The 26,690-nt window shown below is 77.8% G+C and carries 25 protein-coding genes; 19 read left to right on the forward strand and 6 right to left on the reverse strand.

From position 1 onward, the window contains the following. Positions 1–17 precede the first annotated feature (17 nt). Together AGRA3207_RS01770 and rsgA are read right to left on the reverse strand one after the other, a co-directional pair. Positions 18–536, reverse strand: a complete 519-nt coding sequence (locus AGRA3207_RS01770) for a GNAT family N-acetyltransferase (RefSeq protein WP_231332795.1) — start codon at positions 534–536, stop codon at positions 18–20. Then, positions 533–1,621: a ribosome small subunit-dependent GTPase A gene (rsgA, locus tag AGRA3207_RS01775; protein WP_231332796.1), complete on the reverse strand. Its 1,089-nt coding sequence runs from the start codon at positions 1,619–1,621 to the stop codon at positions 533–535. Before rsgA ends, AGRA3207_RS01770 begins: the two co-directional genes overlap by 4 nt. 300 nt (positions 1,622–1,921) lie before the next feature. On the opposite strand from rsgA, the gene AGRA3207_RS01780 reads away from it, so the two are divergent. The 3 genes from AGRA3207_RS01780 to AGRA3207_RS01790 all read left to right on the forward strand — a co-directional run bounded on the left by AGRA3207_RS01780 (position 1,922) and on the right by AGRA3207_RS01790 (position 5,244). Next, the gene (locus AGRA3207_RS01780; protein WP_231332797.1) at positions 1,922–2,998 is read left to right on the forward strand and encodes a hypothetical protein; all 1,077 of its coding nucleotides are present in this window, start codon (positions 1,922–1,924) and stop codon (positions 2,996–2,998) included. 63 nt (positions 2,999–3,061) lie between these two features. Further along, entirely contained in the window at positions 3,062–3,784 is a 723-nt protein-coding gene (locus AGRA3207_RS01785) for a response regulator transcription factor (protein ID WP_231332798.1), read from the forward strand. Then, positions 3,781–5,244, forward strand: a complete 1,464-nt coding sequence (locus tag AGRA3207_RS01790) for a sensor histidine kinase (RefSeq protein ID WP_231332799.1) — start codon at positions 3,781–3,783, stop codon at positions 5,242–5,244. Before AGRA3207_RS01785 ends, AGRA3207_RS01790 begins: the two co-directional genes overlap by 4 nt. Positions 5,245–5,270: 26 nt before the next feature. On the opposite strand, the gene AGRA3207_RS01795 is transcribed toward AGRA3207_RS01790, so the two are convergent. Both AGRA3207_RS01795 and AGRA3207_RS01800 read right to left on the reverse strand, forming a co-directional pair. After that, a complete protein-coding gene (locus AGRA3207_RS01795) occupies positions 5,271–6,128 on the reverse strand; it encodes an oxidoreductase (protein ID WP_231332800.1) in 858 nt (285 codons plus the stop codon). A gap of 121 nt (positions 6,129–6,249) precedes the next feature. Next, entirely contained in the window at positions 6,250–7,119 is an 870-nt protein-coding gene (locus AGRA3207_RS01800; RefSeq protein WP_231332801.1) for a helix-turn-helix domain-containing protein, read from the reverse strand. A gap of 160 nt (positions 7,120–7,279) precedes the next feature. Between AGRA3207_RS01800 and AGRA3207_RS01805 the strand changes: the two genes are divergently transcribed. The 5 genes from AGRA3207_RS01805 to AGRA3207_RS01825 are packed head-to-tail and all read left to right on the forward strand — an operon-like array spanning position 7,280 to position 13,566. Next, positions 7,280–8,614: a bifunctional glycosyltransferase family 2/GtrA family protein gene (locus AGRA3207_RS01805; protein ID WP_231332802.1), complete on the forward strand. Its 1,335-nt coding sequence runs from the start codon at positions 7,280–7,282 to the stop codon at positions 8,612–8,614. Further along, the gene (locus AGRA3207_RS39695) at positions 8,611–10,707 is read left to right on the forward strand and encodes a glycosyltransferase family 39 protein (protein WP_273699989.1); all 2,097 of its coding nucleotides are present in this window, start codon (positions 8,611–8,613) and stop codon (positions 10,705–10,707) included. The genes AGRA3207_RS01805 and AGRA3207_RS39695 overlap by 4 nt, the downstream gene beginning before the upstream one ends. Then, positions 10,704–12,722 (forward strand): ArnT family glycosyltransferase, encoded by a 2,019-nt coding sequence (locus AGRA3207_RS39700; RefSeq protein WP_273699990.1) that lies wholly within the window; start codon positions 10,704–10,706, stop codon positions 12,720–12,722. Before AGRA3207_RS39695 ends, AGRA3207_RS39700 begins: the two co-directional genes overlap by 4 nt. Positions 12,723–12,735: 13 nt before the next feature. Next, on the forward strand, positions 12,736–13,086 hold the full coding sequence (locus tag AGRA3207_RS01820) for a 4a-hydroxytetrahydrobiopterin dehydratase (RefSeq protein ID WP_338028295.1): 351 nt from the start codon (positions 12,736–12,738) through the stop codon (positions 13,084–13,086). 6 nt (positions 13,087–13,092) lie between these two features. Further along, on the forward strand, positions 13,093–13,566 hold the full coding sequence (locus tag AGRA3207_RS01825) for a TIGR00725 family protein (protein WP_231332803.1): 474 nt from the start codon (positions 13,093–13,095) through the stop codon (positions 13,564–13,566). A 39-nt stretch (positions 13,567–13,605) separates the two neighbouring features. Here the strand turns inward: AGRA3207_RS01825 and AGRA3207_RS01830 are convergent, their stop codons facing one another. Then, complete coding sequence (locus AGRA3207_RS01830) at positions 13,606–14,439, reverse strand: SDR family NAD(P)-dependent oxidoreductase (protein ID WP_231332804.1); 834 nt, start codon at positions 14,437–14,439, stop codon at positions 13,606–13,608. A gap of 74 nt (positions 14,440–14,513) precedes the next feature. After that, the gene (locus AGRA3207_RS01835) at positions 14,514–16,805 is read right to left on the reverse strand and encodes an ATP-binding cassette domain-containing protein (protein WP_231332805.1); all 2,292 of its coding nucleotides are present in this window, start codon (positions 16,803–16,805) and stop codon (positions 14,514–14,516) included. 62 nt (positions 16,806–16,867) lie between these two features. On the opposite strand from AGRA3207_RS01835, the gene AGRA3207_RS01840 reads away from it, so the two are divergent. The 11 genes from AGRA3207_RS01840 to AGRA3207_RS01885 all read left to right on the forward strand — a co-directional run bounded on the left by AGRA3207_RS01840 (position 16,868) and on the right by AGRA3207_RS01885 (position 26,592). Continuing rightward, entirely contained in the window at positions 16,868–17,842 is a 975-nt protein-coding gene (locus AGRA3207_RS01840) for a helix-turn-helix transcriptional regulator (protein ID WP_231332806.1), read from the forward strand. Between the two features lie 208 nt (positions 17,843–18,050). Continuing rightward, positions 18,051–18,839, forward strand: coding sequence for an IclR family transcriptional regulator (locus AGRA3207_RS01845; protein WP_231332807.1), 789 nt, complete (start codon positions 18,051–18,053; stop codon positions 18,837–18,839). Positions 18,840–19,014: 175 nt separating this feature from the next. Further along, positions 19,015–19,602, forward strand: a complete 588-nt coding sequence (locus tag AGRA3207_RS40060; protein ID WP_338028309.1) for a hypothetical protein — start codon at positions 19,015–19,017, stop codon at positions 19,600–19,602. Beyond that, complete coding sequence (locus tag AGRA3207_RS40065) at positions 19,518–20,072, forward strand: aminotransferase class V-fold PLP-dependent enzyme (protein ID WP_338028296.1); 555 nt, start codon at positions 19,518–19,520, stop codon at positions 20,070–20,072. Before AGRA3207_RS40060 ends, AGRA3207_RS40065 begins: the two co-directional genes overlap by 85 nt. Positions 20,073–20,205: 133 nt before the next feature. Continuing rightward, positions 20,206–21,237: an NAD-dependent epimerase/dehydratase family protein gene (locus tag AGRA3207_RS01855; protein WP_231332808.1), complete on the forward strand. Its 1,032-nt coding sequence runs from the start codon at positions 20,206–20,208 to the stop codon at positions 21,235–21,237. 31 nt (positions 21,238–21,268) lie between these two features. Continuing rightward, positions 21,269–21,943, forward strand: coding sequence for a glycosyltransferase family 2 protein (locus AGRA3207_RS01860; protein ID WP_420830856.1), 675 nt, complete (start codon positions 21,269–21,271; stop codon positions 21,941–21,943). Beyond that, positions 21,940–22,590 carry a TIGR04282 family arsenosugar biosynthesis glycosyltransferase gene (locus AGRA3207_RS01865; protein WP_231332810.1) on the forward strand — a complete coding sequence of 217 codons (651 nt, stop codon included), beginning with the start codon at positions 21,940–21,942 and terminating at the stop codon, positions 22,588–22,590. Before AGRA3207_RS01860 ends, AGRA3207_RS01865 begins: the two co-directional genes overlap by 4 nt. Before the next feature lie 105 nt (positions 22,591–22,695). Further along, positions 22,696–23,313 carry a class I SAM-dependent methyltransferase gene (locus AGRA3207_RS01870; protein WP_231332811.1) on the forward strand — a complete coding sequence of 206 codons (618 nt, stop codon included), beginning with the start codon at positions 22,696–22,698 and terminating at the stop codon, positions 23,311–23,313. Further along, entirely contained in the window at positions 23,310–24,545 is a 1,236-nt protein-coding gene (locus tag AGRA3207_RS01875; RefSeq protein WP_231332812.1) for a molybdopterin-dependent oxidoreductase, read from the forward strand. Before AGRA3207_RS01870 ends, AGRA3207_RS01875 begins: the two co-directional genes overlap by 4 nt. Then, on the forward strand, positions 24,542–25,024 hold the full coding sequence (locus AGRA3207_RS01880) for a hypothetical protein (protein ID WP_231332813.1): 483 nt from the start codon (positions 24,542–24,544) through the stop codon (positions 25,022–25,024). Before AGRA3207_RS01875 ends, AGRA3207_RS01880 begins: the two co-directional genes overlap by 4 nt. After that, positions 25,021–26,592, forward strand: a complete 1,572-nt coding sequence (locus tag AGRA3207_RS01885) for a hypothetical protein (protein ID WP_231336544.1) — start codon at positions 25,021–25,023, stop codon at positions 26,590–26,592. Before AGRA3207_RS01880 ends, AGRA3207_RS01885 begins: the two co-directional genes overlap by 4 nt. The last annotated feature ends 98 nt before the right edge of the window (positions 26,593–26,690 follow it).

Consider the following 26,690-nt stretch of genomic DNA (forward strand, 5'->3'; position numbering starts at 1 on the left):
CGCCGTGGCCTCGCCTGTCAGACGCCGAACGGCGCGGGGTACTCCACCGTCCCGGACGGGACGGGCCCGGGGCCGCCGAGCACCAGGGCCATCAGCGCCTCGTCGGGCACCTCGAAGGAGGTGGTGATCCCGAGCCGCGACGCGCGCCCGAACCCGAACCTCGGGTAGTAGTCCGGGTGCCCGAGGACGACCACCAGCCGCTCGCCGCGTCCCGCCGCGGCGTCCAGGACCGCCCGGACGGCGGCGCCGCCCGCCCCGGTGCGCTGGCGGGACGGCAGGACCGCCACGGGCGCCAGGGCGAGCGCGGCGTCGCCGCCGACCCGGCAGCGGGTCAGCAGCGCGTACCCGGCGACCTGCCCGCCGGGTGTCTCGGCGACGCGGGACAGGCCCGGCAGCCAGGCCGGGCCGGCGCGCAGCGCGTCGACCAGGTCGGCCTCCTGCGGTGTCGGGAACGCCGCCAGCAGGACGCGGCGCACCGCCTGCGCGTCCGCGGTGGTCTCCGGCCGTGTCCTCCAGGAGTGCGCGGTGGCGGTCACCGGTCCCTCCCCCGGTCCCTGTACATCTGCCGCTGGGCCTTGGTGACGGCCTTCCACCGGTCGCGCTGCTCGGCGCGGAGCCGGGCGTCGCTGCGCGCCGCGATCCAGGCGTTCTCGCGCAGCAGCCTGCGGTAGCTCTCGAGGCGGCGGGCGGGCAGGGTGCCGTCCTGGACGGCGGCGAGGACGGCGCAGCCGGGTTCGCCGCCGTGGGCGCAGTCGCCGAACCGGCACGCGGCGGCGAGCTCCTCGATCTCGGCGAAGGTCTGCTGGAGGCCCTCGGCGGCGTCCCACAGCCCGACGCGGCGCAGGCCGGGGGTGTCGATGAGGACGCCGCCGCCCGGCAGCGGCAGCAGGTCGCGGCGGACGGTGGTGTGGCGTCCCTTGCCGTCGCGTTCCCGGACGGCGCCGGTCGCGAGGGTCTCGGCGCCCAGCAGGGCGTTGCCCAGCGTGGACTTGCCCGCGCCGGACGGGCCGAGCAGCACGACGGTGCCGTCCAGGACCGCCGCAACCGCGTCCACGCCGTCCCCGGTGGCGGCGCTGCACGCGACGACGTCGACGCCGGGCGCGGCGGCGGCGACGGCGGCCTCGGCCTCGGCGGTGCCGGGCAGGGAGTCGGCCTTGGTGAGCACGACGACGGGCCGGGCGCCGCTCTCCCAGGCCAGGGCCAGCAGCCGCTCGACGCGTCCGAGGTCGAGGTGGTCGGCCAGGGAGACGGCGATGGCGACGGTGTCGACGTTGGCGGCCAGGACCTGCCCGCGCGACTCGCGCGAGACGGTGGACCGGACGATCGCGGTCCGGCGGGGCAGCAGCTCCGCCACGACCGGCCCTCCGGCCTGCGCGCCGGCGGGCCGCAGCGCGGCCCAGTCGCCGGTGCACGGCGCGGCGGCGGGGTCGGGTGAGGCGACCGGCCCCGTCCCGGCCCGCAGCGGGCCGGTCTCGGTGACGACGTCGCACAGCCCGCGGTCGACCGCGATGACGCGGGCCGGTACCAGCCCGGCGGCGCGATGCGGGGTGAAGTCGTTCTCCAGGGTCTCGTCCCAGCCGTAGGCGGCGAGAGGGGACGGCCCGGTGGATGTGAAGGACAACGGATCGGAACCCTTGCGTGAAGGGGCCCCGGCGTGGGCGCCGCGCCTGCGGGCGGTCGGGTCAGCCGGTGGCCCGGGAGATGAGGACGGGCTGGGTGCTGCGCGCGGCAGCGACCGCGGTGACGGCCATCGTCCCCACCTCCTTCACGTTCCGGGCCCGAGGATACCGGCCGCCCCCGGCGGCGGCCACCGGTTATCCGCGCGCCCTGCGGGGGCGGGTTCCGGGGTCGCGCGGGCACGGAAGACGGCAAAGGGAAGTTATGGTGATTTGAGAGACGGGACCGTGATAGGGGCGTGGTCGTGGACGAGAAGGTCGAGGAGCCGGGCGGGCGGGTCCCGGCCCGGCGGGGCCGGGACGGGACCGGCCTGGCGGCCCGGGTGGAGCGGGCCGACCGGGCGGCGGCCGAGCGCATCGAGGGGTTCGCCGACGGCCTGGCACCGGCGGCGGCGGGCGCCGCGCGGCTCGCCGGGGCCGTGGGCGAGCCCGTCCGGCAGGCCGCGCGCGACGCCGCGTCCGTCGCCGCGGCCCGGTTCGTCGAGCAGCTGGCGGGGACGCCGGCGATGCGGGTCGTCGAGCGCGCGGCCCGCGACGCCGCCGTCGGGATCGCGACGGCGGCGGCCGAGCGGGTGGTGCTGGAGGCCCGTGCCGCCGCCGGGTCCAACGCCGTCACCGGCACCGCGTTCGAGGTCACCGCGGCCGCGATGACGCTGGCGGAGCAGGCGGCGCGGCATCCGATGGCCGCCGCCGCGCGCCGCCTCGCCACCGGCAGCCCCCTCGCCCGCGCCGCGACCGCCACGGCGCTGGACGTGGCGGGGCGCACCGTGTCCGCGCCGGCCGTGCAGGCGGCGACGAGGGCCGTGGTCGACACCGCCTTCGACGCCGTCGCCGACGTCGCGGTCGAGGCGGCGGTGGACGTGGCGCGGCCGCTGATGGTCCGGGCCGTCCGGGAGGCCGCCGCCGAGGCCGCGGCCGGGCTGGGCGGGGCGCTGCGCGAGCGGGCGCGGGACGCGGCGGCGTCGCCGGAGCTGGCGCCGCTGGCGACGGCCGCGGCGGGCCTGGCCACGCGCGCCGCCGGCAGCGAGGCCGCGCGGTCGGCCGGTGACCTGGTCGCCGCCGCGGCGGGCAGCGCCGTCGCCCGCGCCGCGGCGGAGCTGGCGGTGCGGCTGGCCGCCCGGACCGCCGCCACCGCGATCGAGGCGGTGATGGCCGGGCTGATGCGCGAGGCGCTGCGGCTGGCGATGAAGGACGCGCTGCGGGAGCTGATGCTGGAGGTGGCGCGGGACGTGGTCGTCGACGTCATGAAGACCACGTGGATCACCGCGACCCGGCCCGCGCCCGGTGGTCCCGCCGCTGAGCCCGGTCTCAGAAGTTCCTGAGAGGACGATGAGAAACGCCGCCTGGCGGGCGGAGCGGCCGCCGGTGGTGGTTACGGTGTGTGCATGGAGCCCGGCAGGCGGGGGGCGTCGCCCGCGCGGATACTGGTCGTGGACGACGAGCCCGCCGTCCGGGAGTCGCTGTCGAGCAGCCTGGCGTTCGAGGGGTACGAGGTCGCCGAGGCCGCCGACGGGGTGATCGCGCTGGAGCGGGCCGGGGCCGAGCCCCCGGACCTGGTCGTGCTGGACGTGCTGATGCCGCGGATGGACGGCCTGACCACGTGCCGGCGGCTGCGCGCGCTCGGCGCCACCATGCCGGTGCTGATGCTGACCGCCCGCGACATGGTCGGCGACCGCGTCACGGGCCTGGACGCCGGCGCCGACGACTACCTCGCCAAGCCCTTCGAGCTGGACGAGCTGCTCGCGCGGGTGCGGGCGCTGCTGCGGCGCGGGGCGATGGCCGCCGCGCCGCGCCGCGAGGACGTGCTGGTGTTCGGCGACCTGCGGATGGACACCCTGACCCGCGAGGTCGTCCGGGCGGGGCGGCCCCTGGAGCTGACCCGCACCGAGTACATGCTGCTGGAGATGTTCCTGGCGCACCCCCGGCAGGTCCTGACCCGCGAGCAGATCCTGGAGACGGTGTGGGGGTTCGACTTCGAGCCCGCCTCCAACTCGCTGGACGTGTACGTGATGTACCTGCGGCGCAAGACCGAGGCGGAGGGGATGCCGCGGGTGCTGCACACCGTCCGGGGCGTCGGGTACGTCCTGCGGCAGGCGGCGCCGCCGTGACGGGGCGGCGCCGCGTGGCCGGGCGGCTGACGCTGCGCGCGCGGCTGGCGCTGCTGGTCGCGGCGGCGGTGGCGCTGGCGGTGGCGGCGTGCGCGACGGCCGGCTGGTACCTGACCCGCAACCAGCTCTACCGGGAGCTGGACCGCCGGCTGGGCGCGATGAGCGGGCCGCCGGGGCCGGGCGGCGGGGTGCCGCCGCGGATGCAGCGTTTCGAGCGCGACCTGGGCGCGGCGCTGGCGGACTGCCGGCCCGGCGCCCGGCCTGGGACCGGGACCGGGCAGTTCCCGCCGGGGCCCGCGGAGATCACGCAGGTGGTGGACGCGCGGGGCCGGGCGTGCACGCTGCCCGGCGCCGGGACGCTGGAGGTGACCGGCGCCGACGCCGCGGTCGCCAGGGGCGCGCGGGAACGCGCCGTGCACGACGGGCGCGGCGTCACCGCCGCGGGCGACCACATCGACGTGCGGGTGCTGACGCGGTCGCTGCGGACGCCGGGGGGCGAGCCGTTCGCGGTGTCGTTCGCGATCTCGCTGAAGGAGGCCGAGGGCCCGCTGGGGAACCTGGCGCTGCTGCTGGTGGCGGTCACCGCGCTGGGGGTGGTGGTGTCGGCGGGCGCCGGGCTGATGATCGCCCGGGCGGCGCTGCGGCCGGTGGACGAGCTGACCGGCGCCGTCGAGCACGTCGCGCGCACCGAGGACCTCGGCACCCGCATCCCCGAGGAGGGGACCGACGAGATCGCGCGGCTGAGCCGCTCCTTCAACACCATGACCGCCGCGCTCGCGGCGTCCCGCGAGCGGCAGCGGCAGCTGATCGCCGACGCCGGGCACGAGCTGCGGACGCCGCTGACGAGCCTGCGCACCAACATCGACCTGCTGCTGCGCGCCGAGGCCAGCGGCCGTGAGCTGCCCGGCGACACCCGGCACCGGCTGCTGGACAGCGTGAAGGCGCAGATGCGGGAGCTGTCCAGCCTCGTGGGGGACCTGCTGGAGCTGGCGCGTCCCGCCGAGGCCGAGCCGGTCCGCGAGCCGGTCGCGCTGCACGAGGTGGTGGGCCGCGCCGTCGAGCGCGCGCGGCTGCGCGGGCCGGGGCTGACCGTCCGGGCCTCGACGGAGCCGTGGTACGTGATGGGCGACGCGGCGTCGCTGGAACGCGCCGTGGTGAACCTGCTGGACAACGCGGTCAAGTTCAGCCCGCCGGGCGGGACGGTCGAGGTCGGCCTGCGGGACGGCGGGCTGACCGTCCGCGACCACGGCCCCGGGATCCCCGGCGGGGATCTCCCGCACGTGTTCGAGCGGTTCTGGCGCTCGCCGTCGGCGCGGAGCCTGCCCGGCTCGGGGCTGGGCCTGTCGATCGTCGCGCGGGTCGTGGAGGAGTGCGGCGGGCGTGTCGCGCTGGAGGCGGCGCCCGGCGGCGGGACCCTGGCCCGCGTGGACCTGCCGGGGGCGCCGGACCCGGCCGGCTAGCGCGGCCGGCCGTGGCGGCCGCGGGGTCAGGTCTGGGGGTGCTGGGGGTAGTCGGCCGACAGGGTGGTGTCCCGCCAGGTCTCGCACAGCGCCTTCATGGAGTCCATGCGGGCCTGGACGATGTCCAGCGCGGCCTTGCCGAGCAGGAGGCGCAGCGGCGGCTCGTCCGCCTCGGTGACGGCGATGATCGCCTGTGCGGCGCGTTCGGGGTCGCCGGGCTGGTGCCCGTAGGTGGCCAGGGTCGCGGCGCGGCGGGTCCCGGCGGTCTCGTCGTAGTCGGGGATGCGGACGGCGGACTGGCGCATGGACGGGCCGGGCCAGTTGGTGCGGAACGCGGCGGGCTCGACGATGGTGACCTTGATGCCGAGCGGCCTGACCTCGGCGGCCAGGGACTCCGACAGTCCTTCGACGGCGAACTTGGTGGCGTGGTAGTAGCCGGTGGCGCCGAAGGCGGCCAGGCCGCCCAGCGAGGAGACGGTGACGACGTGGCCGCTGCGGCGGGCGCGCATCCCCGGCAGGACGGCGCGGGTGACGTCGGCGAGCCCGAACACGTTGGTGTCGAACAGGGCGCGGATCTGGTCGTCCTCGCCCTCCTCCACCGCGGCGAGGTAGCCGTATCCGGCGTTGTTGACCAGGACGTCGATGCGGCCGAACACCGCCTCGGCCAGGTCGACGGCGGCGCGGACCTGGGCGGGGTCGGTGACGTCCAGGGGCAGGGCCGCGGCCCGGTCGCCGTGCGCGGCGGCCAGGCCGGCGACCTGGCGCGGGTCGCGGGCGGTCACGGCCACGCGGTGGCCGCGCCGGAGGGCCGCCGTGGCGAGGGCCCGGCCCAGCCCGGTGGAGCAGCCGGTGATGAACCAGACGGGGGAGTCGTCGCGGGTCATGGGGGACGCGCCTTTCGTGGGACGGCAGGGCGTGGTGAGGAGGGCGGACGGCCCCGAGGGCGGGCCGCCGCCGGGTGGGGCGGGGGTGGGCGGGGCCGGTCGTCCGGTCCCGCGGGGGCGGTCAGTCGGTCGTGAGCGGGGACCGGGCGTGTTCTGGGACGCCGCCGCCGGTGCCGGACGCCGCCAGGCTGCCCAGCAGGGTCAGCGCGTGCGCCGACGGGCTGCCCGGCTCGGCCTGGTAGACGACGAGCTGCTGCCCGGGGGCGCTGTTGATCGTCAGCGACTCGTATTCCAGGGTGATCTCGCCGGCCAGCGGATGGCGGAAGCGCTTGGTCTCGCGGGTCTTCTGCCGGATGTCGTGGCGTTCCCACAGACCGCGGAACGCGGCGCTGTGCGCCGACAGCTCGGCCACCAGCGCGCGCAGGCGGGGGTCGGGGGCGCCGGTGCCGGCCGACTCCCGCAGTCCCGCGACGGTGTTGAGGGCCACCCGGTCCCAGTCGGGGTAGAAGTCGCGCGCGCCGGGGTCCAGGAACACCAGGCGCATCAGGTCGCGGCTGTGGGCGTGGCCGTCGAACAGGGCGCCGCCCAGCAGGTTGTGGGCCAGGACGGTCAGCAGCGGCCCCAGCACGACCGCCGGGGTGTGCGGCCATGCCCGCATCATGCGCAGCAGCCCCGGGGAGACCTGCTCGTCGGGCGGCCGGGCGGGGCGCTCGGGCATCGGGTAGGCCAGCCGGTGCGCGTGGGCGGCCTCCTCGGCGCCCAGGCGCAGGGCCCGGACCAGGGCCTCCAGCACCTGCGGGGAGGGGTGGCGCTCGCGTCCCTGCTCGATCCGGACGTAGTAGTCGGTGCTGACCCCCGCCAGCGCCGCCACCTCCTCGCGCCGCAGCCCGGGCACGCGGCGGCGGACGCCCGGGGGGAGCCCGGCGTCCTCGGGCCGCACCAGGTCGCGGCGTGCCCGCAGGAAGCCGCCGAGGCGGTTCTCGCTGTCCATGGCCTCACCCTAAGCGCGGGCTTCGCGGTGCGGCGCCCCTCAAGGTGGCCCTGCCGCACCCACCCAGGCCGGGGCGGGCCGGGGTCGGGCGGGCGGTTTCTCATGTGGCGTTCATGAACGGCTCAGGGGCTTCCCACGCCCGCCGGTGAGCCTGGTCCCCATGAGTCACCTTGCCACCGAACGGGGCACGCCCGCCGGGCCGCCCCCGCCCTCGCCGGACGGCGGCGGGCGGGGCCGGCTGGTGGAGGTGGTCGTGCCCGTCCACAACGAGGAGAGGGTGCTGGCGGCGAGCGTGCGGCGGCTGCACGCCTACCTCGGCGAAACCTTCCCCTACCCGTTCCGGATCACGATCGCCGACAACGCCAGCACGGACGCGACCTGGTGGGCCGCCGAGGAGCTGATGGCCGCGCTGCCGCGTGTGCGGGCCGTCCGGCTGGACCTCAAGGGACGCGGGCGGGCGCTGCGGCACGTGTGGAGCACCAGCGACGCCGACGTGGTCGCCTACATGGACGTGGACCTGTCCACCGACCTGGACGCGTTCCTGCCGCTGGTCGCCCCGCTGCTGTCGGGGCACAGCGACCTGGCCATCGGCAGCCGCCTGACCCGCGGCTCGGCGGTCGTGCGGGGCCCCCGCCGGGAGGTCGTCTCGCGCTGCTACAACCTGCTGCTGCGCACCACCCTGGCCGCGCGGTTCACCGACGCGCAGTGCGGGTTCAAGGCCGCGCGCACCGAGATCGTCCAGGCGCTGCTGCCGTCGGTGGAGGACGAGGAGTGGTTCTTCGACACCGAGCTGCTCCTGCTGGCCGAGCGCAACGGGCTGCGCATCCACGAGGTGCCGGTGGACTGGGTGGACGACCCCGACAGCCGGGTGGACGTGCTGCGCACCGCCCGCGACGACCTGCGCGGGATGGCCCGCGTCGCGCGGCGGATGCTGACGGGGGCGTTCCGCGCGCCGGTCGGCGGCCGGGCGCGGCCGGGGCTGCCCGCCGGGATGGCCCGGCAGCTGCCCGCCTTCGCCGTCATCGGCGTGCTCAGCACCGCCGCGCAGCTGGTCCTGTTCGTCCTGCTGCGGACGGCCATGGGGCCGCTGTGGGCGAACGCGCTGTCGCTGGGGGCCACCACGGTCGCCAACACCGCCGCCAACCGGCGCTTCACCTTCGGGGTGACCGGCGCCGGGCGCGCGTTCCGGCAGCAGCTGGAGGGCGGGGCGGCGTTCCTGCTCGGCCTGGCGCTGAGCACGGGCGGCCTGGCGCTGCTGCACGCCGCCGCGCCCGGCGCGTCCCGCGCGGTGGAGGTCGCCGCGCTCGTCGCCGCCAACGGCGTGGCGACGCTGGTGCGGTTCCTGCTCATGCGGGCGTGGATCTTCCATCCGCGCCGCCTGCGTCCCCGCGGCGCCGGGCGGGGCCCCGCGCCCGCGTCCGCGGCCCCGGCGGCGCCCGCCGGGGCCGCCGCGCCCGCATCGTCCCTTGAGGAGACCGGAGGAACACCGTCATGACCGTCACCCAGACCACGGCCGCGCCGCCCGGGGGGCGGGACCGGCCCGCCCGCGGGGGCCGGGCGCGGCGGCTGCTCCTCGGCCCGCCCGGCGACCCGCGCTGGGCCCGGCCCGCGCTGTGGGCGCTGCTGGTGCTGGCGTCCGCGCTGTACGCGTGGGGCCTGCCGAAGGCGGGGTACGCCAATTCCTACTACTCGGCCGCCGTCGAGAGCGGCACGCACAGCTGGAAGGCGTTCTTCTTCGGCGCGCTGGACTCCGGGTCGTTCATCACCGTCGACAAGCCGCCGATGGCGCTGTGGGTGATGGGGCTGTTCGCGCGGGTCATGGGGTTCGGGACGTGGAGCCTGCTGCTGCCGCAGGTGCTGGCGGGCGTCGCGGCGGTCGCGGTGGTGTACGCGGCGGTGCGGCGCGCGTTCGGCGCCCGCGCGGCGGTGATCGCCGCGGCGGTGCTGGCGCTGACGCCGATCACCGTCGCCATCGACCGCGACAACAACCCCGACACGCTGCTGGTGCTGCTGCTGGTGCTGGCCGCGTGGGCGTGCCAGCGGGCCGTGGAGGGCGGGCGCGTGCGGCCCCTGCTGCTGGCGGCGTTCCTGGTCGGCTGCGGGTTCAACACCAAGATGCTCCAGGCGTTCCTGGTCGTCCCGGCGTTCGGGCTGGCCTATCTGGTGGCGGCGCGGGCGGGGCTGGTCCGCAGGGTCGTGCACCTGGTGGCGGCGGGCGCGGTGCTGGCGGTGTCGAGCGCGTGGTGGATGGTGGCGGTGGACGCCGTCCCGTCCGGAAGCCGCCCGTTCATCGGCGGCAGCACCGACGGCAGCGTGTGGGACCTGGTGATCGGCTACAACGGCCTCGGCCGGGTGTTCGGCGAGGACGGCGGCCCCGGCGGCGGCCGCGGCGGGCCCGGCGGCGGCATGGGCGGCGGGTTCGGCGGCCGGCCGGGGGCGGGGCGGCTGTTCAACGACGTCCTGGGCGGGCAGATCTCCTGGCTGCTGCCGTTCGCCGTGATCGCGCTGGTGGCGGCGCTGGTCCTGCTGCGCCGCCAGCCCCGCACCGACCCCGCGCGCGCCGCGCTGGTGCTGTGGGGCGGCTGGCTGGCGGTGCACTACGCCGTGTTCAGCTTCGCGCAGGGCACCTTCCACCCGTACTACACCACCGCGATGGCCCCGGCGGTCGCGGCGCTGACCGGCGGCGGCGCCGTCCTGCTGTACGGGGCGTACCGGCGGTCGGCGGCGTGGGCGTGGGTGCTGCCGGCCGGGGTGGCGGTGACGGGCGCGTGGGCGTTCGCGCTGCTGGCGCGGACGCCGTCGTGGCATCCGTGGCTGCGGTGGCTGGTCGCCGCCGCCACGGTGCTGGCGGTGGCCGTGCTGGCGGTGGCGGCGCCGGCGGCGGGCCGGGCCAGCCGCCGCGCCCGGCCCGGGGTGATCGCCGCGGGGCTGGCGTTCGCGCTGGTGGCGGGCTTGTCGGGGCCGGGCGCGTACGCGGTGTCGGCGGCGTCGGCCGTGTCCGGCGGGACCAACCCGCTGGCCGGTCCGGTGGCCGGTGGCCGGGCCGGGGGTCCCGGGGGCGGTCCGATGGGACGCGGTGGCCCGTCCGGGGCGGGCGGGCCTGCCGGCATGCCCGGCGCCGGGATCCGGCCCGGTACCGTCCCCGGCGTCATTCCCGGTGGTCAGGCGGTTGGTCAGGCGGGCGGTCAGGCGGGCGGCGGGCCGGGGGGTGGGCCCGGCGGGGGCGTCACCGCGCAGATGATCGGCTATCTGGAGCGGAACCAGGGTTCGGCGACGTGGCTGGTCGCGGTGTCCAGCGCCCAGGAGGCGTCCTCGATCATCCTGCGGACGGGGCGGGCGGTCATCGCCATGGGCGGGTTCACCGGCCGCGACCCGGCCATGACGGTCGCCGCGCTCCAGCGGTACGTCGCGGACGGCAGGCTCCGCTACGTCCTGGTGGGCGGGCGCGGCATGGGCCCCGACGGCGGCGGCTCCGATGTCGGCGCCTGGGTGCAGGAGAACGGGACCCTCGTCGACGCGGCCGAGTACGGCGGCGCCGCCGCGTCGGGGTCGTCGGGCGCGCGGCTGTACAGGCTGGGCGGCTCGTGAGGGCCGGGGGCGCGGCGGCGCGGCTGTGGCGCGGCCGGGCGGACGACCCGTCCTGGGCCCGGCCGGCGCTGCTGGCGCTGCTGGCGGCGGCGGGCGTGCTGTACACGTGGGGGCTGGGCGCGTCGGGGTGGGCGAACGCGTTCTACTCGGCGGCGGCCCAGGCGGGGGCGGTGAGCTGGAAGGCGTTCTTCTTCGGCGCGTCCGACGCCGCCGGGGCGATCACCGTCGACAAGGCGCCCGGCGCGCTGTGGCCGATGGCGCTGTCGGCGCGGATCTTCGGGGTGAACCCCTGGAGCGTCCTGGTCCCGCAGGCGCTGATGGGCGTGGCCACGGTCGGTGTGCTGCACGCGGCGGTGCGGCGCCGGTCCCCGGCGTGGGCGGCGCTGCTGGCCGGGGCGGTGCTGGCGCTCACGCCGGTGGCCGCGCTGATGTTCCGCTTCAACAATCCCGACGCGCTGCTGGTGCTGCTGCTGACGCTGGGCGCCTACGGGATGGTCCGCGCCCAGGAGGGGGCGGGCGCCGGGTGGCTGGTGTTCGCCGGGGCGTGCGTGGGGGCGGGGTTCCTGGCCAAGATGCTCCAGGCGTTCCTGGTGGTGCCGGTGTTCGCGCTGGTCTACCTGGTCGCGGCGCCGGGGACGGTCGGGCGCAGGCTGTGGCGGTTGCTGGCGGCCGGTGCGGCGCTGGTGGCCGCCGCGGGGTGGTGGGTGGCGGCGGTGGCGCTGGTGCCGGCGTCGTCGCGGCCCTACATCGGCGGCTCGCAGCACGACTCGGTCCTGGAGCTGGCGCTGGGCTACAACGGGCTGGGGCGGCTCAGCGGGGAGGAGACGGGCGGGCTGGGCAACCTCGACGGGGACGCGGGGTGGGCGCGGATGTTCGGCCCGGTGATCGGCGGTCAGGTGTCGTGGCTGCTGCCCGCCGCGCTGGTGCTGCTGGTGGCGGGGCTGTGGGCGACGCGGCGGGCGCCGCGCACCGATCCGGCGCGGGCGGCGTTCGCGCTGTGGGGCGGGTGGCTGCTGGTCACCGCGGCGGTGTTCAGCTTCATGCGGGGGATCTTCCACGAGTACTACACGGTGGCGCTGGCCCCGGCGGTCGCGGCGCTGGCGGGCATGGGCGCGGCGGTGCTGTGGGAGCGGCGGCGGACGGCGGCGGCGGCCGTGGTGCTGGCGGCGGTGGTGGCGGTGACGTCGGTGTGGGCGTTCGTGCTGCTGGGGCGGGCGCCGGGCTGGCATCCGTGGCTGGGCCCGGTGGTGCTGGTGTGCGGGCTGGCCGGGGCGGCGGGGCTGGCGGCGGCGCGGCTGCTGGGGGCGCGGGTCCTGGCGGGTGTGGTCGTGGTGGCGCTGGCGGCGTGCCTGGCGGGTCCGGCCGCGTACGCGGCGGACACCGCGCGGACCCCGCATTCGGGGGCGATCGTGACGGCGGGGCCGAGGACGGCGGGCGGGTCCGGGCCGGGGCGCGGCGTCCGCGGTGGGCCGGGTCCGTGGGGTCCGGCGGCGGGACGGGCGGGGGGTGCCCGTCCCGGCGTGATGCCCGGTAGCCCGTCCGGCGGCCCGCCTGGTGGCCTGCCCGGTGGCGTGCCGGGGAGCGCGGCCGGTCTGCCGGGTGGCGGGCCGCGCGGCGGGGGGCCGGGTGGCGGCGGTCCGGGTGGGCTGCTCGACGCGGGGAGGCCCGGTGCCGAGGTGACCGCCGTGCTGAAGGCGGGCGCCGCGTCGTCCACGTGGGCCGCGGCGGCGGTGGGGTCCAACGCCGCCGCCGGGTACCAGCTGGCCACCGGCCGGCCGGTGATGGCGGTGGGCGGGTTCAACGGCACCGACCCGGCGCCGACACTCGCGGAGTTCCAGCGGCTCGTCCGCGGGGGGCGGATCGGGTACTTCATCGCCGGGGGCGGCGGGACGGGCATGCGCGCCGCGAGCGGCAGCGACGCCGCGCGGCGGATCACCGCGTGGGTGCAGGCGTCGTTCACCGCGACGGCGGTCGGCGGCACGACCCTGTACGACCTGACGCCGGGGGCGGGGTGAGGGGCGGCGCGTGATGTACTCGGAGGGCAGTGGTCATCACGCCGACGACACGGGAGTGAGCCAGATGGCCGACACGCTCGACGACACCGCGGTGGCCGAGCGCCTGCGCGCGCTGCCCGGCTGGGCGCGTGAGGGCGGGGAGATCCGCAGGCAGGTGACGGCGCCTTCGTTCCTGGCGGGGATCGACCTGGTCGCGGCGGTGGCCCGGGCCGCCGAGGACGCCGATCACCATCCCGACATCGACATCCGGTGGCGGACGGTGCGGTTCGCGCTCACCACCCACAGCGCGGGCGGGCTGACGGGCCGGGACTTCGATCTGGCGGGCAGGATCGACGAGCTCGCCGGCGAGCACGGCGCGGAGTAGGCGGCCGTGGCCGTCCAGGTGGCGGTGTGCGGGCCGGGCCGGTGCTCGGCGGCGGAGTGGCGGCGGGCGCAGGAGACCGGCCGGCTGCTGGCGCTGCGCTCGGCGGTGGTGCTGTGCGGCGGGTACGGCGGGGTGATGGCGGCGGTGGCGGCCGGGGCGCGTTCGGCGGGCGGGGTCGTGGTGGGGGTGCTGTCGGCGGCCGACCGGTCGGGGGCGGGCCCGGATCTGACGGTCGCGCTGCCAACGGGCCTGGGGCAGGCCCGCAACCATGTGATCGTGAACGCCGCCGACGCGGTGATCGTGGTGGGCGGGTCGTGGGGGACGCTGTCGGAGCTGGCGCTGGCCATGCGGCGGGGCCGGGTGCCGGTGGTGCAGCTGGGCGGCTGGACGGTCCGCGACGAGCAGGGGCGCCCGCCCGGCGGTGTCCTGCACGCGCGCGACCCGCGGGAGGCGGTCGCGATGACGGGCCTGTGGCCGTGAGGGCCGGTGCCGCCGGGGTGCGGGGCAGTGGGGTGCGGGTCAGTGCACGGAGAAGCCGCCGTCCACGAAGATCGCCTGGCCGGTGACGTAGGCGGAGGAGGGGCCCGCCAGGAACACCGCGGCGCCGGCGAAGTCCTCGGCCAGGCCGTTGCGTCCGGTCATGGTGCGCGCGGCGAGCGCGTCCGCGCGGGCGGGGTCGGCGGAGATCCGGGCGTTGAGCGGGGTGAGCACGACGCCGGGCACGAGGGTGTTGGCGGTGACGCCGCGGCCCGACCACGCCTCGGCCTGGGAGCGGGCGAGCGCGACCAGCCCGGCCTTGGAGACCCCGTAGGCGCCGCTGGTGACGAACGCGCGGAACGCCTGCTGGGAGGCGATGTGGATGAGCCGCCCGTGGCCGCGCGCGGCCATGCCGGGGGCGAACCGCTGGCCGAGCAGGAACGGCGCGTCGAGGTTGACGGCCATGGTCGCGTCCCAGACGTCCTCGCCGAGGTCGTCCATCGGGGGCCGCAGGTTGATCCCGGCGGCGTTGACGAGGATGTCGGGTTCCCCGAACGCCGCGGCGGCGTCCTCGGCGGCGGCGCGGACACCGTCGCGGGTGGCGAGGTCGGCGCTGACCCAGGCGGCGCGGCGGCCGAGCTCGCGCAGCCGCGCGGCGGTGGCGGCGAGCGCGGCTTCGCGGCGCGCGACGATCACGACGGACGCGCCGGACCGGGCCAGTGCGGCGGCGATGGCGCGGCCGATGCCGGAGCTGCCGCCGGTCACCACGGCGACCCGGCCTTCCAGCGAGAACAGCTCGGACAGGTAGGCGGCGGGGCCGGCGGGGGGCGGCCCCCCGCCGTCCTCGCCGCCGCCCGCGCGGGTCGCGTCGTCCATGGTCGCCGAGCCTACGGGGCCGCCGGCGGCGGGTCGCGGCCGGTGGGAGAGGGCCGGGGCGGCTTGGGGGCGGTTCAGTGGCCGAGGTCGGCGCGGAGGGACCCGGCGGTGAGCGAGGTGGGGTGGTCCAGCAGCGCGGCGGGGGTGCCGGTGAAGACGACCTCGCCGCCGTGGCGGCCGCCGCCGGGGCCGAGGTCGACGACCCAGTCGGCGTGCTTGACCACCTCCAGGTCGTGTTCGATGACGATGACGGTGTTCCCGGCGTCCACGAGCCGGTCCAGCAGGGCGAGCAGGCCGGCGACGTCGGCCATGTGCAGGCCGGTGGTGGGCTCGTCCAGGATGTAGACGGCGCCGGTGCGGTGCAGTTCCCCGGCGAGCTTGATGCGCTGGCGTTCGCCGCCGGACAGGCCGGTGAGGGCGCGTCCGAGGGTGAGGTAATGCAGGCCGACGTCGCTGAGGGCGCGTATGCGGGCGGCGATGGCCCGTTCGGCGCCGCCGCCGGTGAAGAAGGCCAGGGCCTGCTCGGCGGTCATCTCCAGGACGTCGGCGATCGTGGCGCCGCGCAGGGTGTGCGCGAGGGCCTCGGGGCGGTAGCGGCGGCCGCGGCACCGCTCGCAGGTGGTGGTGACGGGGTCCATGAACGCCAGGTCGGTGACGATGACGCCGTTGCCGCCGCAGCCGGGGCAGGCGCCGGTGGAGTTGTGGCTGAACAGGCCGGGGTCCGCGCCGCAGGCGCCGGCGAACAGGCGGCGGACAGGGTCCATGGCGCCGATGAAGGTGAGGGGGGTGGAGCGGCGGGTGGCGGCGATGCCGGTCTGGGCGGCGACGACGGCGCCGGGGTGCCGGGCGGCGAACTCGTCCATGACCAGGGTGCTCTTGCCGGATCCGGCGACGCCGGTGACGGCGGTGAGCACGCCGGTGGGCAGCCGGACGGTGACGTCCTTGAGGTTGTGGGTGCGGGCGCCGGTCACGCCCATCCAGCCGCCGGGCCGCCGGACGGCGCCCTTGAGTGGGGTGGCGCGGCGCAGGCAGCGTCCGGTGGGGGTGTCGGCGGCGCGCAGCCCGTCGACGGTGCCGGTGTAGACGACCCGGCCGCCGCGGGCGCCGGCGCCGGGGCCCATGTCGATGACGTGGTCGGCGACGCCGATGACGCCGGGGTCGTGCTCGACGACCAGGACGGTGTTGCCCTTGTCGCGCAGCCGGAGCAGCAGGCGGTTGAGGCGGTCCACGTCGCGGGGGTGCAGCCCGGCGCTGGGCTCGTCGAAGATGTAGGTCAGGCCGGTGAGGCTGGAGCCCAGGTGCCGGACGACCTTGAGCCGCTGCGCCTCGCCGCCCGACAGGGTGCGGGTCTCGCGGTCCAGGCTGAGGTGGCCGAGGCCGATGTCGTCCAGGCGCCGCAGGCGTGTCACCGCCGCGGCGGCGACCGCGGCGGCGACGGGGTCGGTGATCTCGCCGAGCGCCGCGAGCAGGTCGGGGACCTCCATGCGGGCCAGCTCGGCGATGCCGCGGCCGCCGATCCTGGACGCGAGCGCCGCGCGGTTGAGGCGGGCGCCGCCGCATTCGGGGCAGGTCTGCTCGCTGACGACGGCGCGGGCCGCCTCCCCGGTGCGGCCCGTCAGGGCGCCGGGGCCGCGTCTGATGTAGAGGCGGTCGAACCGCTCGACGAGGCCCTCGTAGGCGTTGTGGCCCATCGACCCGGTGCGGTTGCGGCGGGGGACGCGGAACCCCTTGCCGTGCAGCAGCGTGTCCCATTCCCGGCCGGTGAACTCGCGCAGCGGCTTGTCGGGGTCGAACAGCCCGGACTCGGCGTACAGCTGCCACGCGAACGTCCCGACGCCGAACGGCGGGAAGTTCACCGCGCCCTCGTTGAGGGACTTGCCGGTGTCGAAGAACTTGCCGAGGTCGAGCCGGACGACGCGGCCGAGGCCGTCGCATCGGGGGCACATGCCCTGGGGGTCGTTGAAGGAGTAGGCGCCGGCCTCCCCGGCGCTGGGCGTCCCGTGGCGGGAGAACAGCACCCGCATGATCGAGTAGATGTCGGTGATGGTGCCGACGGTCGAGCGGGCGTTGCCGCCGAGGGGCCTCTGGTCGACGACGACGGCGGGGGCGAGGTGGTCGATGGCGTCGGCGTCGGGGCGCTCGTGCTTGGGCAGCCGGTCGCGGACGTGCCAGGTGAAGGTCTCGTTGAGCTGCCGCTGGGATTCCACGGCGACGGTGCCGAACACCATCGAGGACTTGCCCGAGCCCGAGACCCCGGTGAACACGACGAGCCGCTCCTTGGGGATGCGCAGGGAGACGTCCTTGAGGTTGTTCTCCCTGGCCCCGGTGACGACGATGCTGCCGGCGTCGGTGTCGCGTGTGCTCATGCCGCCCACGCTAGGCGGCAATGAGGTCGGTTCCTGGCCTCATTGGCGGCCATACTGGGGACGTGACCGACACCACCTCGGGACGGCTGCTGCGGCTGCTGTCCCTGCTGCAGGCGCGCGGGGAGTGGCCGGGGCCCGAGCTATGCGAGCGGCTCGGGGTGAGCGCCCGGACCGTCCGCCGGGATGTGGAGCGGCTGCGCGGCCTCGGCTATCCCGTCCGGGCGTCCCTGGGCGCCACCGGCGGCTACCGGCTGGAGGCCGGGGCCGCGATGCCGCCGCTGCTGCTGGACGACGAGGAGGCCGTCGCCATCGCGGTCGGGCTGCGGGGCGCGGCCGGCGGCGCGGTGGCGGGCATCGGGGAGTCCTCGGTCCGGGCGCTGGCCAAGCTGGAGCAGGTGCTGCCCGGCCGGCTGCGCCGCCGGGTGAACGCGCTGCACGCGGCGACCACGCCGCTGACCGGGCCGCCCGCCGGGCCGGCCGTGGACCCCGAGGCGCTGGCGATGCTGGCGGTGGCCTGCCGCGACCGCGAGCGGCTGCGGTTCGGGTACCGGGACCGCGAGGGCGCCGGGACCGGCCGGCTGGTGGAGCCCTACGGGCTGGTCTCGGCGGGGCGCCGCTGGTACCTGGTGGCCTGGGACGCGGGGCGGGAGGACTGGCGGACGTTCCGCGTAGACCGGCTGGTGGATCCGCGTCCGACCGGTGTCCGGTGCCCGCCGCGCGAGCTGCCCGCCGCCGACGCCGCCGCGTTCGTGACCCGGTCGCTGGCGGGTGCGCGCCCGGTGCGTCCGGCGGTGCTGACCGTGCACGCCTCGGCCGAGGAGCTGGCCGAGCGGTTCCGGGTGACCGGTGAGGAGGTCGAGCCCGTCGACGAGCGCACCTGCATCGTGCGCACCGCGCCCGACTCGCTGGAGTGGACGGCGCTGCGGATCGCGTTCCTGGAGCTGGACTTCGAGGTCCGCGAGCCGCCCGAGCTGGCCGGGCGCCTCGCCGAGGTGGGCCGCCGCCTCCTGCGCGCCTCCGGCGGGGCGGCGCGATGACCACGGGCGGGGTGATCCGGCCCGCGGGCGGATGCACCTGACGGGAGCTGTCAGTCTCTCCTGGCAGCGTCGGCCCCGTCGTATCGGGACGTGGAGCGGTGTCTCGGCGGTCCCTGCCCACGCTGCCCGCCCGCCGGAGACGGGCGCCGCCTCCGGCGGGGGTGGCCGCCGGGCCGGGCGGAGCGGTTCCGGTGCGAGGATGGGAGCCGTGACTGAGGAGATCGGCGGAGACGGGGCGGCGGGGCGGCCCAAGCCGGGGACGCAGTCGGTGGACCGCGCCATCGCGGTCCTGCGGTCGTTCGAGGGCGCGGCGCGGCAGACGCCGACGGAGGTGGCGCACCGGCTGGGGCTGTCGGTCAGCACGGCGCACCGGATCGTCCGCGCCCTGCACGACACCGGGATGCTGGGGCGCGACGCGCTGACCGAGCGGTACTTCCTCGGCCCGACCACCGCGATCCTGGGCCGGCTGGCGCTGGAGCGGATGGGCGCCACGCTGCTGCAGCCGGAGCTGAGCGCGCTGCGGGACGGCACGGGCGAGGCGGTGAGCCTGGGAGTGCGGGCCGGCGACGAGGTGGCGGTGCTGCTGCACCTGCCCTCGGCGCATCCGCTGCGCTATGACCAGCCGCCGGGTGCGCGCAACCCGATCCACGGGTGCGCGATGGGCAAGGCGCTGCTGGCGTTCGAGGACGGCGCCGCGGCGCTGCGGGAGCCGTTCCGCCGTTACACCCCCGCCACCCTGACCACCCGCGCCGAGCTGGAGGCCGACCTGGCGCGCGTGCGGGAGCGGGGGTTCTCCCTCAACGAGGAGGAGTGCCTGGCCGGTGTGCGGGCGGTGGCGGCGCCGGTGCGCGACGGGTCGGGCCGGGTGTTCGCGGCGGTGGCGCTGCAGGGCCCGTCGGTGCGGTTCGGCGCGGACCGCATGCCGGACCTGGCCGAGGCGGTGCTGGCGGCGGCGGGCCGTCTCACGGAGCTGCACCGGCACCTCCCCGGGAGCTAGCGGTACGGCGCCGGTGCGCGGCGGGACGTCCCGGCGTGTCGACGTCCCGGTGTCGCGTAGACCGGGGAACGGCCTCGCCCGCCGACCCGCGCAGTGACCGCCCCCCGGTACCCGCATGCGCAGCCCGAGGTGGGCGGCTTTGTCCTGGGCCTTGCCGGTCGCCGATGATCGGGGCATGGACATCTCGATCCGGGAGGCGCAGCGCGAGTTCGGCGGCGACGTCGCCTTCCTCAACACCGCCACCTACGGGCTGCCGCCGCGCGCGGCGCACGAGGCGGTGCTGGCGGCCGAGCGGGACAGGGCCGCGGGGCTGATGGACCCCGCCGCGCTGGACGGCGCGGTGGCCCGTTCCCGCGCGGCGTTCGCGCGGCTGCTGGGAGTGCCGGCCGCGCGGGTGGCGTGCGGGCCGCAGGCGTCCTACTTCGTGGGCCTGGTGGCGGCGTCGCTGCCCGAGGGCGCGACCGTGCTGGTCGCCGACGGGGACTTCACCTCGCTGCTGTTCCCGTTCGCGGCCCGCCCGGGGCTGGTGGTGCGGCCGGTGCCGCTGGAGCGGATCGCCGAGGCGGTCCGCGGGGACGTGGACGTGGTGGCGGTGTCGGCGGTGCAGTCGTCGGACGGCCGGGTGGCCCCCTGCGGGAGCTGGTCGCGGCGGCGCGGGAGCACGGGGCGCGGATCCTGCTGGACGCGACGCAGGCGGCGGGGTGGCTTCCGCTGCCCGCCGAGCACGTGGACTGGCTGGTGTGCAGCGGCTACAAGTGGCTGATGGGGCCGCGCGGCACCTGTTTCCTCACCGGCACGCCGGAGGCGCTCGCCGGGCTCGCGCCGCTCGCCGCGGGCTGGTACGCGGGCGAGGACGTCTGGGACTCGATCTACGGGCTGCCGCTGCGGCTGGCCGCCGACGCCCGGCGGTTCGACATGTCCCCGGCGTGGCAGTGCTGGGCGGGCCAGGCGCCCGCGCTGGAGCTGCTGGCGGGGGTGGGCGCCGGCGCCGTCCACGACCACGACATCGCCCTGGCCCGCCGCTTCCGCGACGGGCTCGGGCTGCCGCCGGGCGACTCGGCGATCGTGTCGGTCCCGGTGCCGGGCGGCACCGCGGAGGCGCTGCGCCGCGCGGGGGTGATCGCCGCGGTCCGCGCCGGGCGGCTGCGGTGCTCGTTCCACCTGTCCACCACCGAGGACGACGTGGACCGGGCGCTCGCCGCGCTGTCCCCGATCCTGGCCGCGGCGTCCTGACGGCGCCGTCCCGGGTGCCGCCCCGGGGGTGCCGTCCCGGCTGCGGGTCGTAGTTCTTACAAGGTTCGAACAAGGAGCCCTGACCGGCCCTCCAGCGCCCTCGCGGGGGCGCGCGGCGGCCTACGGTCGTCGCATGGACGTGCTGCTCACCGGATCGGCCGGGTTCATCGGCTCGCACATCGCCGCCGCGCTGGCGGCCGCCGGGCACCGGGTCCGCGGGCTGGACACCCGGCCGGACGGGCTGGACGGCGGGCCCGCCGACGTCCTGGACGCCGCGGAGGTCGCGCGGCGGCTGGAGGGCGCGGACGCGGTGTGCCATCAGGCCGCGGTGGTGGGCCTGGGCGTGGACGTGTCCGACCTGCCCCGGTACGCGGCGGTGAACGTGCAGGGCACCGCGGTGCTGCTGGCGGAGATGGCCCGCGCGGGGGTGGGCGCGCTGGTGCTGGCGTCGTCGATGGTGGTGTACGGGGAGGGCGCCTACACCTGCGCCCGGCACGGCGCGGTCCGCCCGGGGCCGCGGCCGGAGGAGGCGCTGCGGGCGGGGCGGTTCGAGCCGGACTGCCCGCGGTGCGGTGAGCCGCTGCGGCCGGGCGCCGTCGGTGAGGAGGCGGCGGCCGATCCCCGCAACGTCTACGCCGACACCAAGCTCGCGCAGGAGCATCTGGCCGCGTCGTGGGCGCGGATGACCGGCGGGTCGGTGGCGGCGCTGCGCTACCACAACGTGTACGGGCCGCGGATGCCGCGCGACACCCCCTACGCGGGCGTCGCGGCGCTGTTCCGGTCGCGGCTGCTGGCCGGGCTGCCGCCGCTGGTGTTCGAGGACGGGGCGCAGCGCCGCGACTTCGTGCACGTCCGCGACGTCGCGCGCGCCAACGTGCTGGCGCTGGAGCGGCTGGCCGCGCCGGGCGGGCCGGTGGGGCGCGGCGGGTCGCGCGCCTACAACATCGCCAGCGGCGAGCCGCGCGGCATCGGGGACCTGGCGGCGGCGCTGGCGGAGGCGTTCGGCGGCCCGGCGCCGCGCGTCACCGGCGGTTACCGGCTCGGGGACGTGCGGCACATCGTCGCCCGTCCCGGCCGTGCGCGCCGTGAGCTGGGTTTCGAGGCGTCGGTGGTGTTCGCCGACGGCATGGCCGAGTTCGCGCGGCGGCCCGTCACCAGTTCGTAAGGGTCGCCCGCCCGTCACCGAAAGTAGCGTCATGGCTGTGATCGATGTGGTTCTTCCGTGCCTCGACGAGGCCGAGGCGTTGCCGTGGGTGCTGGCGCGGATGCCGGACGGTTTCCGGGCGCTGGTGGTCGACAACGCCTCCACCGACGGATCCGCGCGGGTGGCGGCGGGGCTGGGCGCGCGCGTGGTGCCGGCGGCGACGCGCGGGTTCGGCGCCGCCTGCCACGCCGGGCTGCTGGCGGCCGGCACCGAGGTCGTGTGCGTGATGGACGCCGACGCCTCGCTGGACCCGGCCGAGCTGCCGCGGCTGGTGGAGGCGCTGCGCGGGCTGGAGGCCGCGGGCGGGCCGGCGCTGGTGCTGGGGCGGCGCCGGCCGGTGGGGCGGGGCGCGTGGCCGCCGCACGCCCGGCTCGGCAACGCGGTCCTGGCGCGGTCGCTGAACCGGCGGGCCGGGACGCGGCTGCGCGACCTGGGCCCGATGCGGGCCGCGCGGCGGGCGGACCTGCTGGCGCTGGGCCTGGTGGACCGGCGGTTCGGCTACCCGCTGGAGATGGTGCTGCGCGCGGCCCGGGCGGGCTGGCGGATCGGGGAGGTGGAGGTGGCCTACCGGCCGCGGGTGGGGACGTCGAAGGTGACCGGGACGCTGGGCGGGACGGTCCGCGCCGTCCGCGACATGCGGCGGGTGCTGGCGGAGGTGGCGCGGTGACCGGCGGACCGGCCGCCGACCTGGTGGTGATCGCCAAGGAGCCCGTCGCGGGGCGGGTCAAGACGCGCCTGACCCCGGCCTACACGCCCGGCGAGGCGGCGGTGCTGGCCGAGGCGTGCCTGCGCGACACGCTCGCGGCGGTCGCGGCGGCGGGGGCGGCGCGGCGGACGCTGGTGCTGGAGGGCGCGCCGGGGCGGTGGCTGCCGGAGGGGTTCGCGGTGCTCGCCCAGCGCGGCGGGGGGCTGGACGAGCGGCTCGCGCACGCGTTCGCCGACGCCTACGCGGGGCGGCCGCTGGTGCTGATCGGGATGGACACCCCGCAGGTGACGCCGGCGCTGCTGGGGCGGGCGTGCCGGGGGCTGGCGTGCTGCGGCGCGGTGTTCGGCCCGGCGGCCGACGGCGGGTTCTGGCTGCTGGGGCTGCGCCGCCCGGACGCGGCGCTGCTGCGGGGGGTGCCGATGTCGTGCGCGGGCACGGGTGCGGCGCAGCTGCGGCGGCTGCTGGCGGCGGGCCTGCGGGTGGGGACGCTGCCGGTGCTGGCCGACGTCGACACCGCGGCCGACGCGGCGGCGGTCGCGGCGGCGGCGCCGGAGGGCCGGTTCGCGGCGGCGGTGCGGGCCCTGGGCGCGCGGGCGGTGTCGGCATGAGCGGCGGCATGAGCGGCGGCATGGGCGGCGGCATGGGCGGCGGCATGGGCGGCGGCATGGGCGAGAGCGCATGCGGCGGCGGGTGCGGCGGGGGCGGGGGCCTTCGTGTTCGGTGAGCTGTACGAGGAGGCGCTGCGCGGCGGTGCGCCGGTGGAGGTCGAGCACGCCGACGGGCGCCGCCGTCCGCTGCCGGTGCGGGACTGGCTGCGGCTGCGTCCGGGCGACGGGGGGCTGCTGGCGCGGTGCGCGGGTGCGACGCTGGACGTGGGGTCGGGGCCGGGGCGGCTGACGGTGGCGCTGGCCCGCCGCGGGGCGCCGGTGCTGGGCATCGACGTCGCCCCGTCCGCGGTGGCGCTGACGGTCGCGGCGGGCGCGCCGGCGCTGTGCCGTGATGTGTTCGGGCGGGTGCCGGGCGCGGGCCGGTGGGACACGGTGCTGCTGGCCGACGGCAACATCGGCATCGGCGGTGACCCGGAGGCGCTGCTGCGGCGCGTGCTGGCGCTGCCGGGGCGGGACGGGCGGGTGCTGGCGGAGGTGGACCCGCCGGGCGGCAGGGCGCGCGTGGAGCCGCTGCGGCTGCGGTCGGGCCGTTCGGTCGGGGAGTGGTTCGCCTGGGCGCACGTCCCGGCGGACGCGGCCGCGGGGCTGGCCGCCGCGTGCGCGGCGACCGTGACCGGGTTCTGGGAGGAGGCGGGCCGGTGGTTCGTCGCGTTTCGTCCGTGATCGCGTCGGTGGCCGCGTCGGTGCTCGGGCCGCCGCGCGCCCTGCTGAGGGCGTGGTGGAGGGCGTCGCGGAGGGCGGTGGAGGGAGCGCTGCGCAGGGCGCTGGAGGTGCCGGCGGCGGTGCCGGGGCGGTTCACCAGCCGCCTGCACGACGAGCGGGTGGCGGCGTGGCTGGGCCTGGCGCTGGGCGTGTGCGTCCTGACGGCGTTCGCGACGGGGCTGTTCAGCCATTTCATGCAGCATCCGCCGGGGTGGGCGCGGTGGCCGTCGCGTCCGGTGAACCTGTACCGGGTCACGCAGGGGCTGCACGTGATGTGCGGGCTGGCGGCGGTGCCGCTGCTGCTGGCCAAGCTGTGGACGGTCTACCCGCGGCTGCTGCGGTGGCCGCCGGCGCGGTCGGTGGCCGAGGCCGCGGGGCGGCCGCTGGTGTTGCTGCTGGTGGGCGGGGCGCTGTTCCAGCTGGTCACCGGGGTGCTGAACATCTCCTACTGGTATGCGTTCCCGTTCTTCTTCACCACCGCGCACTACTGGACGGCGTATGTCCTGGTCGGGGCGCTGCTGATCCACGTCGCGAACGAGTGGCACAAGGTGCGCCGGACGGTCCTGACGGGGGCGGTGATGACCGGCCCGGGGGACGCGGCCGGGCGGCGGGGGTTCCTGCTGGGGGTGGCCGCGGCGTCCGGGGTGATCGTGGCGACCACGGTGGGGGAGGCGTTCTCGCCGCTGGCGCGGCTGGCGGTGCTGGCGCCGCGCCGTCCGGGGGTGGGGTCGCAGGGGCTGCCGGTCAACAAGTCCGCGGCCGGCGCCGGGGTGGGCGCCGCGGCGCGCGATCCGGGGTTCCGGCTGACGGTGACCGGGCGCGTGACACGGGAGCTGGCGTGGTCGCTGCCGGAGCTGCGGGCGCTGCCCTCGCACGCGGCGCGGCTGCCGATCGCGTGCGTGGAGGGCTGGAGCGCCGAGGCGGTGTGGGAGGGCGTGCGGCTGCGCGACGTGCTGGAGGCGGCGGGCGCGGACGGCGGCGCGCGGGTGCGGGTGGAGTCGCTGGAGCGCGGCGGGCGGTACCGGACGTCGCTGGTGGACCCGCCGCACTGGCGTGATCCGCTGACGCTGCTGGCGCTGCGGCTGAACGGCGAGCCCCTCGACCTGGACCACGGGTATCCGTGCCGGCTGATCGCGCCGGACCGTCCCGGGGTGATGCAGACCAAGTGGGTGCACCGGCTGGTGGTCCTGTGAAGGGCCGGGCGGTGATGTACGCGGCGGGCCTGGTGCTCATCGGGGTGGGACTGCGCGGCGTGGTGGTGGACGCGGACGTGGGCGTGGCGGGGTGGGCGGTGTGGTTCGCGGGGGCGGTGGTGGCGCACGACGCCGTCCTGGTCCCGGTGGTGCTGGCCGCGGGGGTGGCGACGGGCCGTCTCCCGGCGGCGTGGCGGCGTCCGGTGCGGGCGGCGCTGATCGCCGGGGGGTGCGTGAGCCTGGTGTCGCTGCCGCTGGTGCTGGGGTACGGGCGCCGCGCGGACGTCCCGTCGCAGCTGCCGCTGCCCTACGGCCGCAACCTGGCGGTCGTGCTGGCGGTGATCGCGGTGGCCGCGGTGCTGGCGGGCGCGGTGCGGGCGGGCGCGGCCCGCCGTGCCGGGCGCCGCGTACGGCTCCGCGGGTCCGGGCGGCGGGCGCGGAAGGCGCCGCGGCGCGGTGACGGGGGGACGCGGGGATGACGGTGGCCGATGCGCGGGCGGCGCAGGCCCGGGGCGTGGTGGCGGCGCGGCGGTGGTGGCCGGGGTGGGCCGCGGTGGCGGTGTGGGCCGCGGGGATCGCGGCGGCGTTCGCGGTGGGCTGGCATCTGCGGCGGGCGGGGCTGGCCACCGAGGACGCGCTTCCGCCGCTGCACGCGCGGCCGCGGGGGCGCCCGCTGACGTGGGGGCTGCTCCCTGCGGCGGGGGTGGCGGCGGTCGCGGTGGCGGCGCTGCCGGCGGCGGCGGCGCGGCTCGCGTGGCGGTGGCTGCCGCCGCTGGCATGGGCGGTGTCGGCGGCGTGGGCGGCGGCGCTGGCGGTGAGCGACGGGCCGGGCGCGCTGGCGGGGCCGCTGGAGGCGCCGACGGAGTACCCGGCGGGCCTGGCGCAGGTGCGGCCCGACCCCCTGGAGTGGGTGCGGACGTTCACCGAGCGCCTGGGCGGCTACACCACGCACGTGCGGGGGCATCCGCCGCTGCCGACGCTGGTGCTGTGGCTGCTGGAGGAGGCGGGCCTGGGCGGGACGGGGTGGGCGGCGGCGCTGGTGGTGGCGGCGGGCTCGTCGGCGGCGGCGGCGATCGTCGTGACGCTGCGGTGCGTGGCCGGTGAGGGCGCGGCGCGCGCGGCGGTGCCGTTCGTGGCGCTGGCGCCGACGGCGCTGTGGATCGCGACGTCGATGGACGCGTTGTTCCTCGGGGTGGGCGCGTGGGGGACGGCGCTGGTGGCGCTGGCGTCGCGCCCGTCCCGCCGTCGCCTGCGCGATGCCGGGGACGCTCGCGGTGGCGGGACGGTCCGTGCGGGCCGTGCGGCGGGATCGGCGGGTGGTTCCGGTGTGCGCGGGCGTGGCGGTGCCGGTGTGCGCGGCGCCGGGCCGGGAACGGCGGGCACTACAGGCGCCGCGGCGGCGGTCACGGCGGTGGCCGCCGCCGCGGCGGGCGGGCTGCTGCTGGGGTGCCTGCCCTATCTGAGCTACGGGCTGCTGCCGTTGTCCGCGGTGCCGCTGGCGGTGCTGGTGCTGTGCCGTCCGCGGGCCGCCGTGCTCGTGGCGCTGGCGGCGGGGCTGGTGGTGGTCCCGGCGGTGCTGACGGCGGCGGGTTTCTGGTGGCCGGACGGGGTGCGCGCCACGCTGGAGACCTATCTGGTCAGCCGCGGGTCGGCGCGGCGGTCCTACTCCTACTTCGTGTTCGCGGATCTGGCGGTGCTGGGGCTGCTGGCCGGTCCCGCCGTCGCCTTTGCGATGCCGGGGACGCTCGCGGTGGCGGGACGGTCCGTGCGGGCGGCTGCGCGGGCGGCTGCGGGGCGGGGGCGGCGGGTGGTTCCGGCGGGGGCGGGCGTGGCGGTGCCGGTGTGCGCGGCGCTGGCGGGAATCCTCGCGCTGGACGTGTCGGGGGTGGTCAAGGGCGAGGTGGAGCGGATCTGGCTGCCGTTCGCGGCGTGGCTTCCGGCGGCGGTGCCGCTGGGATGGCCGGGAGGGCGGGCGGGGCGGTGGTGGCTGGCCGCGCAGGCGGTGACGGCGCTGGCCGTCCAGGCGCTGGTGCTGTCGGAGTGGTGAGGCGGGCCCAGAAAAAAACCTCGAAGAAATCCGGGGCGGATGTCGATCCGGGCGGCGGCCGTGCGACGCGTTAGTGAGGGCCGATGAGAGGCCGATGT

Origin of the sequence: Actinomadura graeca (assembly GCF_019175365.1) — a bacterium.
Taxonomy (GTDB): Bacteria; Actinomycetota; Actinomycetes; order Streptosporangiales; family Streptosporangiaceae; genus Spirillospora; species Spirillospora graeca.